Here is a 14,104-nt window from a genome sequence, read left to right on the forward strand (position 1 = left end):
AACGAAAGCCTTTGAATTCTCAATTTTTGTTCGACTATTCAAAGGCTCACACAACGCCTATAACAGACGTAACATGATTAGGCGTTAACGATTTTATTGGCCTTTTGCTTCGCTGTATTAATTAACAAGGTTGTTTTTGTCCGCAGTCGCAAAAGCAACACATATGCCAATGGCACTAACACTAAACTGGTCATGGTTGAAAACGTTAAACCACCGATAATGGCAATCGCCATGGGCGAATATGCGGGGCCGTCACCACCAATAGATGTATTGCCTAATGCCAGAGGAATAAGACCAACTATGGTCGTTGCTACTGTCATCAAAATGGGTTTGATACGGGTTAAACAAGCCTCGATAACCGCGTTGTTTACGTCAGCACCTTGGATAATTAATTGGTTGATTCGGTCTACGAGCACAATGCCATTGTTGACGACTATCCCCATTAAAATGAGCATACCAATCATGCTCATGACTGACATCGGCGTCGCGGTAACAAAAAGCGCCCAAAACACGCCGGTTAAGGAAAACAGTAAAGAGGTGATCACGGCAGTGGGTAGCAATAAGGATTCAAATAATGCTGCCATAACGATGTAAATCATACAAATGGCTAACAACATATTGGTTTGCATAACTGCTTCATTTTGATTCTGCCTATCGATACTACCATCAAATGTCCAACTGTAACCATCGGGTAACCTCAGGTATTGCATTACATTTTCAATACGTTCCTTCGCTTGTTTAAGTGTCACATCATCCGCCATATTTGCACCAATGGTGATTGAGGTTTGGCGATAACTGCGGCGTATTTCCGCTAATCGCGGTACGATTTTGCTTTCGCTGAGCATGTCCAACGTGATGGTTTGCTGCCCTATACGGGTAATTGCTAAGTTCTTTAGCTCGGTAATAGATTCTTGTAATGCCTCATCGAATAACATCCGCACGCCTATTTCACCACTTTGAGCATCTCTAAAGGTACGTAAGTTAGTGCCTCTAAGGCCGCTAGCAATCGTACTTGCCACGTCATTGGCTGATAAACCGTAGCGAAATGCCTTGTTTCTATCAACGATAATCTGTAATTCAAATTTCTGATTGTTGCCGTCGATGCCTACATCAGTCAGACCATCGATTTGCTGGATGGCGGGCAACACGCGTTTTGCTACATTACTTACAGACGCAGACGAATCGCCAAGTAAGGTTAATTGTAAGCCTCCCCCGTTTCCTTGCTCCCATTGAAAGGAGGGCCGAGCCCTAGCAAATTTAGGTATGTCTTTAATAATCAATGCCTTTAAATCGCCCTTTGACATAGGCAAATTTTCTTTAAGTGTTAGGGCTGAGGTGGCTTCGCCTGCCGTGTAGTAAGTGTAAACCTGCTCAATGTGAAAGGCCTCTTGGTTGGCATATAAATACGCTTCCATCTTGTCTACTGACTTTTCAACTTCAGCCAAGCTGTAATTACCTTGAATGTCGTAGTTGAGCCACAAGCGATTATTGTTGTCATCATCGTCATCGCCACTCACAAATTGCATGGGGATAGCAGTACTTATTAATATTAGCAATGCAATCAGGCAGGTTAACCCCCGGTGAGACAACGACCATACAAGCGTCTTTTTATAACTACTGGCAAGTTTACCCATGGGCGCATCTTTATAAGCACTTGTGTTAATTTGCGTATCACTGGTCAGGGGGGATTTTGTGCTGGGGCGTAAAAAAGCGCGGTTTGATAATTTACTGGTCAGTAGGGGGATCAAGGTTTGTGCAATCAACAAGGATGCGAAAAGTGAAATACAAATCGCAATAGCCACGTGTTCTAAGAAAATAGTTAAATTTACTTTAACGCCAACGATATTCGGTAAAAACACGATAGCCGTGGTGGTGGTACCTGCGATAACGGCAAGACTTACTTTGCCTACGCCTGCTTTAGTTGCCTCAACGGCGTTGGAATGAAGTTTACGCTCTTGCTGTATACTCTCGGTCACGACCACTGCATTATCAACCAGCATACCCACCGCTAACATAAGTCCCATCATGGACAAAATATTAATGGTATAGCCCATAAAGTACATGCAACCCAAGGTTATGCATATCGAGAACGGCACGGACAGCACCACGATTAAGGTCGTCTTCAAATTACGTAAAAAACTATATAGCACCAGTATTGATAGCAATGCACCTAGTAGTCCTGCATTAAGTAAGTCAGACAGTGATTCAGTTACGCTGCTCGCTTCATCGTCCATAACGAATAACGTGATACCGGTAAATGCTGGACTCTTATGGGCCTGATTAATGACTTTCATCACCGCGTTAGATACAGCGACTAAATTACTGTTTGATTCTCTAAAGATGTTAAAGCCCACCGCATAGGTGCGATCGAGGTGCCGACCTTCGGTGCGTTTGGGACTCTCATAACCAATGCTGGCAATATCATTTAGCTGTACGCCTTTTTTCAGCAGCAGCGTCTCAATGTCTTCAATTTGTCTAAACTCACCTTGAGGATTGATACTGATTTTTTGTTCGAGATCGTAAAAAGAACCGGCTGTCATTGAAAAATTAGCCTGACGTAAAGCTGTGACGAGTTGACTATTAGTGATCCCCAGACTTGCTTGTTTTAGGGGATCGATTCGAATGGCGATTTGCTTTTTAAGTACTCCATACAACTCTACTTTTGATACACCAGCCACACGCTCGATGGGCATCTTTAGATTCCGTTCAAGTAAATCATAGGCATCAGATAAGTCCCGGTCACTGGAAACGCGTAATTGAAATATGGGTAGGTCGCTGGTATTAAATTGATAGACCAAAATACGCTCAACATCAGCGGGTAAATCGTTGCGAATAGCGTCAATTTTCTCCCTAGCTTCAATACCCTTAGCTTTCAGGTTCTCATCCCAGGAAAACTGCAATTGGATTTCTGCTGCATCTTCCGTTGATTTAGAGCGTAAACGCTTGATGCCCGACATAGTAGCAAGTACTTCTTCAACCGGGCGGGTAATCATTTTTTCAATTTCCGCAGGGGTAGCGTTTTCGTAAGGAATACGTATGGCAATCTCTGGAATATCAATACTGGGAAATTTTTCTAGAGGCAGTAATTGCGAGGCAAGGATCCCAAACAGTAACATTGAGAGAAACAGCATGCCTATGGTCACAGGGCGACGTATCGCAAAGGCAGCTAAGCTTGCACCTGCTGCACCAAACTTATCGTGCTTAGTTTTTTTAACTTCACTCATAGCCCAACTCCTTGTTGAGTGCTTGAGCAGGTTGACCGTCATCCTTTGAATTTATTTGGGTATCTTTTTTGCGATCGAATAAGACGTAAAGACAAGGAATAAAGAATAACGTCAGCAATGTGGCAAATAATAAACCAAAAATTACGGTGACAGCCATGGGCACGCGCATTTCAGCGCCTTCCCCAATACCTAGGGCCATAGGCAATAGACCAAGTGAGGTTGTTAATGTGGTCATTAATATGGGACGCAAGCGACTTTGGGCTGCATCGATAATAGCTTGAACCTTATGTATGCCCTCAGCGCGTAACTGATTAATACGATCAATCAGTACAATCGCGTTATTCACTACTATACCCGCCAGCATCATTAACCCTATGAAGACCACTACACTAATATTAGTTTGGGTAATGAATAGGCCGTAAATTGAACCCGCGCACGCAAGTGGCACGGTCAGCAATATTAACAACGGGTGTAGTAATGATTCAAACTGGGACGCCATCACGATATAAACTAAAAAGATCGCTAGTGCTAACGCAAACTTTAAGGAAGAAAAGCTATTTTTCATTTCTTCACTTTGGCCGGCGACGCGGCCTTGCATTGAAAGGGGTAGGTTTAGATCTCGAATGTACGTGTTTGCTACCGCTACTGCTTGAGTCAAATCGCCATAAGCTAAGTTAGCAGAGACCACAGCCACACGTTGCTGACCGATACGGGTAATTTCGCTGGGCCCAATCGACATACTTAGCTGTGCCACTGCGTTTAACGCGATGGCTCTGTCTGCACCGGGATTGACAATAATACGTCCTATGTCCTCAATTGAGTCCCGTTGTTCGTTAAGGCTACGTACAAGAATATCAATTTTACGATCATCTACGTTATATTGACTGGCTACTTCGCCTCCAACCTTGGCGTTAATTAGGGTGGATACTTGCGGAGCACTCAAGCCAAGCTGGGCAAGCTTAGCGTGATCGAAGGTGATTTTGAGTTCAGGGTTACCTCGTTGAAGTGAGCTTTTTACATCGCTAAAACGTGCGTCTTGTTGCAAGGCTTCTACTAAGGCGCTGCTGTAGCGTCCTAGGCTCGTTAGATTATAGCCAATGATGTCGATTGAAAGAGGAGATGCGAAGCTAAACAGTTCTGGTTGGCCAAATTTAGCACTGACACCTGCTTGCATACTTAAATATTTGCGCATGGCGTTTTTTACAAAGGCAAGTTGATCTTTGCTAGCAGTGCCTTGCATGACCACGTTAAGCTTACCCCAATTTTCCCCACCTTGGCTTGCCGAAGCGTTCATTAAGCTTCCAGTGCCGGCTAAAGAATAAGTACGTTCAACACCTTCTTGCACAGCGGTAAAGGCGGCCAATGCAGACAAAGTCGTATCGGTATGGCTAAGCGGCGCACCGCTGGGTAAAGTCACTTCTACATAAAACTCACCTTGAGACATCCTAGGGATAAGTTCCATCCCTAATTTAGGTACTAGCAATAAAGCACTGGCTGAGATGACTACAACGCCGAGCAGCAATAAAACCGGTGCTTTCAAGGTTCGAATGAGTAAGTTGAGATAGTGTTTTGAGATAAACAAAAGGCTACGATCAAATACCCATAATAAAGGTTTAAAGAGGAAATAAAGCGCCCGCGACATTGACCTAAATATGACCAGTACAGCGGTCAATAGGGTCAAGGGGAAATAGTAAAACAACCCTTGACCAAGCCAGACAAAAGGTAATCTCATCATCGTTACAATACGCCGTGCAAGACTCGCTTTATTTGGTAAGTTTTTTGCTGGGTCATCAGCGGTGTTTGCATAATCGTTGATTGTGGTACCTGAGACGACTCCTTGACTAGCGCTGTGGGCAAGCACGCCGCGCTCACGAGCTGCGAGCATGGGGATCACCGTTAACGCGATAACAAGCGAAGCGCCTAAAGCGAAGGTAACGGTTAACGCTTGGTCAGCAAACAACTGTCCAGCAATACCTTCAACAAATACCAGCGGGAAAAATACCGCCATAGTGGTTAACGTGGATGCAATAATCGCCATGGAAACTTGCTTAGTCCCGTTGGCCGCTGCTTCTTGAACGTTAGGTTCCGTTTGCTTATGACGTTCAATGTTTTCAAGTACCACGATAGCGTTATCGACCAATAAGCCGATGGCTAAGGCTATTCCTCCTAAACTCATAATATTCAGGCTTACGTCATTGGCATACATTAAGTTAAAGGTGGCGATTATCGAAACCGGAATTGAAATCGAAATGATCAGCGTAGGCCAAATATTTCGAAGAAACAGATACAACACCAGCATGGCCAGTAAACCACCGATAAATCCCGCAGATTTTACGTCGTCAATCGCATTGGCGATAAAAACGGACTGATCGTACGTTAATTGAATTTTGTATTGTTCTGGTAAAGCCTGTTTTAGGGTAAGCAGTTCAGCATTAATATTCTGGGCAACTTGTATGGTATTTGCGTCCCCTTCTTTATAGATTGCAATTTCAACCCCTTCTAGACCGTTGAAGCGAGAGATCGCGTCACGCTCTTTGTAGGAATCTTGGATTTGCGCTATATCACCCAGACGAATATTTTTGTTATCGCGGCGGGCAATAAATACGTTTTGCATGTCTTGTAAGCTAGTGAACTGATTAAGGGTGCGCACGGTGTACGCCTGAGAGCCATCTTCTACACGCCCGCCTGCGGCATTAACGTTTTCTTCTTTTAAGCGCTTGATGATGTCCTTCATGGAGATAGCTAATTGACTGGCTTTTTGTTGATCGACCAATACTTGAATTTCACTTTCCAGCCCGCCGCCAATTTTAATCGACGCAACGCCACTAATAGATTCTAATTTACGTTTGATTTGTTGCTCAGCGTATTCTCTCAAACGCTTCATTTGTGGAATATCTAACTGACTAGCAGTGACGTTATCGCTATTAGCTGCGACACCAAACCCGAGTCGCATAACTGGCTCCAAGCTGGGATTAAAACGCAACAATACAGGTTTTTTAACGTCCAGCGGCAAGATCAAAATATCAAGTTTTTCGCGAACTTCAAGACTCGCCATATCCATATCTGTGCCCCATTCAAATTCCAACAACACATCAGACTGGCCAGATGTGGATGATGAAGTGACTTTGCGCACGCCTTTAACAACGCCGATACTTTCTTCAACGGGTTTTGTTACCAATTGTTCGATTTCACCGGGTGCTGCACCAATGTAATCGGTACGGATAGTCAGGGTAGGGTAAGACAGTTCGGGTAGTAAATTAATGGCAAGGCGTGACAAAGAAACAAGCCCGAATAATACGATGGCGAAAGTGAACATCCACACGGCAACAGGGCGTTTTACTGCAATATCAACAATATTCATGCTAGGTATCCTTACTTAGCTGGCGTGATTAGCGTTTAACGTTTTAGCGTCATTATCTATTTCGATATCGGAGGGTGTTTCGAGTGCTGCAGCGTCTACGCTATTTAGTGGTAAAGCTTCAGCGTTAACAATTTCAACTGGTGCATTGTCTTTTAAATTTTGATGGCCCGTGATGACCACGTACTCTTTACCCGTTAGGCCTGACAATACTTCTACATAGTCACCTTCTTGATAACCAACGCGAATAGGCTGCTTATGGGCACGGCCGTCGCGCACTACGAAGACACTGATGCTGTTATCAATACTAAGCATGGCTTTACGGGGCATTAAAGTAGCAAGTTGGTGGGTATCGTAATTTAAGCTAACATGGGCAAACATACCCGCTTTAAGTCGGTGGGCATCATTCGGTACCCGCAAGGTTACTTTAAACGTGCCTGTCTGTGCATCTATCACTGGGCTGATACGCTCTACGAACCCCTTGACTTGGTCCTCATTTAACGCGCTTAACGTTAGTATTGCCGCCTGTCCCTTATGTACCCGAGTTAGTTCTTTTTCAGGTAAATAAACCACACCATGCAACTCGTTTTGTTCCACGATATGAAACATTTGAGCGCGCTGGAACGATTCAGTTAAGTTACCCACTTTGGCATTACGGGCCGCAATATAGCCAGAGATTGGGGCAACTATAGTCGCTTCTTTTAAGTCTAGTTCCGCTAGTTTCTGCGTTGCTTGCAATGAGGCATATTGCGCACTGATCTTATCGTACGTATCGTCGCTCACAAGTTTTTGGTTATAGACCTTATTGATTTTTGCTAATTCTTTTTGAATGCCAATTAAGTCGGCTTTAGCGCGCGCCAAATTTAAGCGATAACGCTCTGGCTCTAGCTGGGCAAGTACTTGGCCTTTTTCTACGTAGTCGCCTTCTTCCACATAAATATGTTCAATAATGCCTGACGCCCTAGCCACCACAAAAGCTTCTTCTTTCGCTTCTAGCACTGCTGTGGTGGTGTAGTTAGATGATATGTCACCAACACGCATCACGGCTGCTTCGACGGGAACGGCTATCATTAATTCTTTTTCTTGCGCCGTGCTGGTGGCTTCTACACCGCAACCTGCGAGTAAGCTGCTAGTGGCGAGTAATGCTAGTACTGTTAGAGAGTTAAAACTGATAAGTGGTATCGTTTTAATCGTCATCTTATTCCCCTGTATCTTGTTATTTAGTCTACGTGTCGGTCAAATTGGCATTTTTTTTATAATGACTTACGTGCCTAAATCGCCTTTATGTTAGGAGCGTATTTGCAGAAGCTATGCCATGCTAATTTATATATATAAATCAAGTTCTTATGAGTTTGTTGTAGCGCTGAATGAAAATGGTGAGTGATGATTCCCCCATTGTTTAGTGAATTTGACCACTTATTAGTGGAAGATCATCTTTACGACGTCTGTGGTTAATATGATAGGCAAATAAGTAGTTTGTATTCTCTTCGAATTCTCTAAAACGTGGCAGAGGTGTAAACATTTAAATTTCAAAGCTGATTGATGCAATATTAATGGTATGTTTTTTAACCAGTAAAATTTTCATATGCAAGGCAGATTGTACATAGATAATTACTACATATTTTCAATTTACCATCGCTGAATTTAATTAACTTATTGAATTTTAAGTTTATTTAATTTTTTAAATTAGGTGGCATATAGTTTGATATAGCTAACTCGAGCAAGAAGGTGAACAGACTTTCTTATTAAAACTGTTGAATTAGATGTACGGAGATGACTATGAAAAAATTTACCCTTACCACACTTGCAGCGACCTCGTTACTTATGACTTCAGGTGCTTCCTTTGCTGCAGCGAATGACAATGTGGATCATCATGGTATTTATGTTGGCGCTGGTTACGGTTTAATTGACGCGGACGGCGATCAAGATTTTGACCGAGATGACAATGCGCCTAACGTGTTTATCGGTACGCAATTCAATCAGTACGTGTCGATTGAAGGCGGATATATTGATTTTGGCGAATTCGGAAATGATACGTTTAATACAGAGGTTGATGGCTACACCTTAGGTCTTAAAGCGGGTTTGCCGATAAATGAATATATTACGGTTTATGCAAAAGGTGGACAGTTATGGTGGGACGCAGATATTAACGCGGCCTCTGCCAATGACAGTACTGATGGTGACGATTTATTTTATGGGGTGGGCGCTTCTTTCGCCATTTCACAGGGATGGGATGTACGACTGGAATACACACGTTTTGATCTGGAATTTGAACGCGACGAAATCGGTATTTTAGGCGACATTGACAGCTTCGACACCGACGTGGATTATGCCAGTGTTTCGGTGCAATACACCTTCTAAACACTAGTTTATACAACTTTTAGGCCTGCAATTTTGCAGGCCTTTTATTGTTAATGTCGCGAAAAAAATTAATGTCGCGAAAAATACAAACTAGTTGTTCTCACCCGTTGCGGTTGCCACGATAATTTTTAACGCTTCCTCCTTACTAAACCCTGCTTCAACCAATGCATCGTAATATTTACGCTGTAGTTGCGCTTGGGCCTTTATTAAATCTGGATCGCTCATGGCTCTCACTTGATTTTTCATTTGCTCTGCTAATTGGGAGTTAACAAAATCTAGGGGGCTGCCCATCTGCTGCGCTTGAGTACTCGTTGTAAATAAAGCGTATACAGCAACAAGTGCTGCCAGCGACGGTGCATGTTTAGGTATAAAGCGCGAACGTTTAAGGTTAGGCATAAGGAGATCCTGTAAATTTTCTGAACATATTCGATAAGCCATAACGTTAACCCCCTTCTAACAAATTTAAGGGCTTTTAAAGCAGTTATAACAATGGCATGTTAAGTAATGATTAACACAGTAACACTAGAGACAAGGCTACAGAGAATTAGTTGCAAGTGAGCGAGGCCGCGCTAACAAATATCCGAGTCTAGGTGGTCAGTATACGTCAGTTATTGAGCGCTAACGACTAACGGTGATTAGATCGGCTATGCCTATTTATGGTATTTTGGGGTTTATCATTGCCCATCTAGAACATGACGTGATAGCAACGCTCCTTTTAACATTGGAGACATTTATTGAGCAAATTGAGCATAGCCCAAATATTGCGCTGCATATAAAACAAACGTTCGTGTTGTGTTCGAGAATAGTTATTTATAAAGGACAATGTTCTAAAAACACCGCAAAGCCACTTATCACGTTTGATTTATCATCGAAAACTCAATGTGACAAGGTGGCTTATATAGAAAATTTTAGTTTAGCGGGTAAGGGTTTTAATTAAATCGCTGTACTGGGGAAACGTACTGACAAGCTCTGCTTGTTTACCTAACTGCATATCCTCGTATTCAAACCCAGGCGCAACAGCTTCACCGATTAACCCGTAACCATACTCGCCAGTGGTGGATATCTTCGATGCTTTCCATGTACCACCTTTAACCACCATTTGCATCTCGTGACCCTGAGTTGGGTCAGGTCCTAGAATATGCGTTTCCAACGACCCGTCTTGATTTAATAGATAGTATGTAATCGGGTCCCCTACATGGAAGTAATGCATTATATCTGACCGGTTCATATGGAAATGTCCGATGGGCGACTTAGCACTGAGTAGATAGTAAATAGACGTCATGTTTACTCTATCGCCATTCTCGGTGCTAATCATCGGACGGTGGTCGGCTTTAAAGGTTTGACGATAAAAACCACCTTCAACGTGGCCTGATAAATTTAACGATTTGATGAGCTCATCTGCGCTAAGTTTTGCATCTACTGGGACCGATGTTGGCTTGACTAAATCATTCAAGGTGTCTTCGTCTGGTGAGACTTGTGTAGCTTGATAGGGAAGAGCATCTTTATACTGAGACCAGTTTGCAATGATATCATTGACCACAACAGTACCGACGCTATAAGCAGACTCTAAGGCTGATTGCATACCAGCGTAGCCATTCTCACCACTTTCCATGGCTAGATTATCAGCGGCAGTAAGGCTGTCAGGCTGCATGGAGTAGTTGCTAGCTGCACGCAAGACCATAAAACGTGATTTATCCGCTTTTTTGGCGTTATCGAGATAAATCATTGATTGGTAGCTACCTGTGTCTTCCATGCCTGAGGTTACAAAATTTGCTTGACCATTACTCCAGTAATCACTCCAGTCGTTAGCCCACTGGTTGAGTAGCTTGCCGTGCCAAAAGGTTGCCGCGGCCATATGATCGCCCATTAATACGAATGGACGTTTTCGGGCATTAGGGTAATTTAAGTATTTTTCGCGTAGCTCATACATCGCAGGATAATCACTAAGCTGTGTGTCTTTGCTCAGTTCATAGGCCCACCTAGTTAACTGGGTATTAAGCTTATATGCTTCACCATTATGTGCCTCTACGGTCTCTTGCGTGCGCTGCGTTGGTTCAACACTAAACAATGGAAAGTAGCCACTTTTCCAATCTTTGGGTATTTCACGGGCGTCAATTTCATGAGCCAAGTCACCATCGACTAACCAATTTGCCCAAACCGCTGAGCCAATAGAGGCGTCATGAGGGTCGACGCCTGCTATACCTGCCACTAACCAATAGGCATGGGTTAAATCAAACCGCGGGTCAAGACCGAGTGCCATAATAGCCGCAGCAGCTTTAGCCGTTCCCATACCGGTTACTATGCCCATTACGCCGGTTGCTTTGTTGACGTAAATATCATGGTGAGACATGGGGAATGCGTAGCGGGTATCAAGATTTTGGCCTTCTTTCCACATTTGGAATTCACCGGGTTTGTCATCGTCGTCTTCACCTATTTCGAACATGGTGACCACCACCACTTTGATCTCAAGTGGCGCTTCTTGTTTAGTAGCCATTTGCTTGGCATCTGCTAAGGAAGGCGTATTTTGGCAGGCACTAATAAAAAAACTTGAAAGAATAAGTGCGCCAAGTGGCAGCATAGATTTACGTATAGTTGATAGCATAATAAAAACCGTTATATAAAAAAACAGGCATGCTATTTAGCATACCTGTCTGTTGGAATAAATCACTTATAAATAATTACATGTGATTAGAACTTATAAGATACCGACGCTTGATAATGACGTGGTAGCTCAGGTAACACAATTTGTGCACCAAACAAATCAGGGAAGTTGGCACGGTAGTACTCTTCATCTGTTAAGTTTTTAATATTAAAGCTTGCTGACCATGTATCGGTTGTATACGACACACCTGCATTAACCAATGTGTAAGCGGGGAGTTGAACCGATTGGGAGAAACTAGAATAAGTTTCGTCCGCTCGCACTATACTGGCATTAGCGGCGTATCCGTTTAAGAAGTCGTATGTTGCGTTTAAGGTATAAATGTTTTCTGGAATACCAGCCTTACGTGCATCGTCTTTAGTTGCGCCTTCTGGCAGCAAAGTTAACCCTATTGGGTTACCACCGAAGATTAATGATGGGTCAGTTAAGCTAGTTAAGTCTTCGGCACCAAGGAAACCAAACTGACTACCTTCATCTAATGCGGTTAAATTATACACATTTAAATGTGTGTAACCTGCACCGAGGACTAACTGATCTGTTGCTACCCAACGTAATTCAAATTCTACACCTTCATTTTGCGTAGTTGAGTTGGTCACGATGGCTTGTGCGCTAAAATCAGTTCGTTTTTGTTCGTACACTGATAAGGCGAAATACAAACTGTCGTCAAGGAAAGAACCTTTTACACCATATTCAAACAATTCAGATGTATCAAACGCACCGTCTTGAAGTTGGCCTACACCAATTTCAGCACCTTGACCTGCAACGATCGTTGCTTGCTCGGCGGCAGTAATATATGGAATTAATCCAAATTCAGTTTTGTAAGAAATACTGGTGTTCCACGATGTGCCGCTTTCGGTTTTGCTCAAGGTCACAATATCTCCTTTTTCGAGGAGCAAATCACCGCGGCTAGTGGTTTCAATATCGATTGAGTCGTAACGCAAACCTAGTACTATGTTCAGGCCCCAATCCCAGGTTAAATCGGTTAATGCAGCAATACCGTAGTCAGTATAATTACCTTTGTCGTAGTTATCGTAGTTGTCGTTAATACGAGTAGCCATTTCACGTCTATCCAACGCGCTTGACGCCATGGTCAAATCGCGACGATTAAAGTATTCGTAAGTGAAGTCGTCTCCGTGTAAGAAATTAGTATGACGAATTGACGGTGACACTTGAAATTGGGCTAACAAAGAATTGGTTTCATATTCAGTAGAAAATATTAATTTATTTTCAACTACTGAGCTGTTGTGAAATTGCGAGAAACCGTAAGCGTTTTCATTTAAGTTTTCATAATCTTCATAGAAGAATTGGTTTTTGATTTCCCAACCGCTATCACTGTAATAAATCGCGTCAAAATATAGTGTTTGAACGGTATTTTGCAGCACGTCATCAGCGGCTACCAACACTTGGTTGCGGCCCAATGTGGTGGTACCGACGTTCTCGAGTTGCATCAAGTCAGTGGCTTCATCATCGGTAAAACCAGGAGCAAACGGATAGAAAAAGCTATTACCCGCTAAGTTTACAGCACCATATTCGTCATGAGAAATCGCACCGCTGCCATCAGTATCAATGTTTTTAGCCGTACCTGTGATATAAGTCCCATTATCGATTAAATCTTGGGTTAAGCGGTTCCAACCCGCTACTTGATTACCATCATAATCATGATACATTCCGCCAAATTCAAAACGTAAGTTGTCTGTTACATCTATGTTGAATGAGCCTTGTAACACAGTTTGGTCAGTACCGGAGTTGTCATAGTAACTGCCTGAATTTTCAACTTCACCGTACAGGTAAAAACCTGCTTCTTTACCGGCCAGTGTTGTAGGGCCGCCAATTTCGGCTGTCATAACGCTTTTATCCCATGACCCTAATGTATATGAAAACTGACCTTCGTTTTCTTCAAGATACTGGCCGCCGCTGGCACGGGCTGACTTAGGATTAAAGTTTAAGTAACCGCCAATCTTAGCTGGACCGTAAATAGGAGATGCTGGACCGCGCACAATATCAATGCGGCTAGATGCACCAATTGGCGTAGGGTAGTTACCAGGATTATCTAAGCGTTTAACCCCGCGGAAATAAGTTTCGCCGGGTGTACCACGGACATCTAGTGAACCGGCAACGCCAAAGAAGGACTGGGTAAATGTACCTGGCGAAAATGCAACTAAGTCATCGATATCGGTTACTGCAAATCGTTCAAGCATTTCATCACTGATAGTTGATGCTGAACGAGGCGTTTCTAAAATTGACTTACCAAAACCAAAAACTGCCTCGACACCTTGTCCTGGCAGACTACCTAGGGATCCCGTTACTTCTATTCGCTCCACTGCCGCTGCTTCATCAGTTGCGGTCTCTTGAGCCATGATAGTAGGTGATAGCGTCATCGCTAACCCTAATAAAACTGCAGTGCTCACGGTTGAGCTTTTAAATAAGGGATGTTTCATCAGTATTCCTCTAACTATTTTCTTATATGTGGTTATTTATGTGTGGTGTTTATTTGTGTTACTG

General features: G+C 43.1%; 7 protein-coding genes. 1 reads left to right on the forward strand and 6 read right to left on the reverse strand.

The features are described 5' to 3' along the window. Positions 1-77 precede the first annotated feature (77 nt). Genes GQS54_RS04510 through GQS54_RS04520 form a run of 3 tightly spaced genes read right to left on the reverse strand, consistent with a single transcriptional unit; the run spans position 78 to position 7,779 of the window. Positions 78-3,224, reverse strand: a complete 3,147-nt coding sequence (locus GQS54_RS04510) for an efflux RND transporter permease subunit (protein WP_166422832.1) — start codon at positions 3,222-3,224, stop codon at positions 78-80. Then, a complete protein-coding gene (locus GQS54_RS04515) occupies positions 3,217-6,585 on the reverse strand; it encodes an efflux RND transporter permease subunit (RefSeq protein ID WP_166422833.1) in 3,369 nt (1,122 codons plus the stop codon). The genes GQS54_RS04510 and GQS54_RS04515 overlap by 8 nt, the downstream gene beginning before the upstream one ends. A 15-nt stretch (positions 6,586-6,600) precedes the next feature. Further along, positions 6,601-7,779, reverse strand: coding sequence for an efflux RND transporter periplasmic adaptor subunit (locus tag GQS54_RS04520; protein ID WP_166422834.1), 1,179 nt, complete (start codon positions 7,777-7,779; stop codon positions 6,601-6,603). 582 nt (positions 7,780-8,361) lie between these two features. Between GQS54_RS04520 and GQS54_RS04525 the strand changes: the two genes are divergently transcribed. Then, positions 8,362-8,943 carry an outer membrane beta-barrel protein gene (locus GQS54_RS04525; protein WP_166422835.1) on the forward strand — a complete coding sequence of 194 codons (582 nt, stop codon included), beginning with the start codon at positions 8,362-8,364 and terminating at the stop codon, positions 8,941-8,943. A gap of 90 nt (positions 8,944-9,033) precedes the next feature. On the opposite strand, the gene GQS54_RS04530 is transcribed toward GQS54_RS04525, so the two are convergent. The 3 genes from GQS54_RS04530 to GQS54_RS04540 all read right to left on the reverse strand — a co-directional run bounded on the left by GQS54_RS04530 (position 9,034) and on the right by GQS54_RS04540 (position 14,040). Continuing rightward, the gene (locus GQS54_RS04530; protein WP_166422836.1) at positions 9,034-9,339 is read right to left on the reverse strand and encodes a hypothetical protein; all 306 of its coding nucleotides are present in this window, start codon (positions 9,337-9,339) and stop codon (positions 9,034-9,036) included. Between the two features lie 517 nt (positions 9,340-9,856). Further along, complete coding sequence (locus GQS54_RS04535) at positions 9,857-11,545, reverse strand: cupin domain-containing protein (RefSeq protein ID WP_166422837.1); 1,689 nt, start codon at positions 11,543-11,545, stop codon at positions 9,857-9,859. Positions 11,546-11,631: 86 nt separating this feature from the next. Then, positions 11,632-14,040, reverse strand: a complete 2,409-nt coding sequence (locus GQS54_RS04540) for a TonB-dependent receptor (protein ID WP_166422838.1) — start codon at positions 14,038-14,040, stop codon at positions 11,632-11,634. Positions 14,041-14,104: the final 64 nt, after the last annotated feature.

The organism is Paraglaciecola sp. 20A4, assembly GCF_011378905.1.
Classification (GTDB): Bacteria; Pseudomonadota; Gammaproteobacteria; order Enterobacterales; family Alteromonadaceae; genus Paraglaciecola.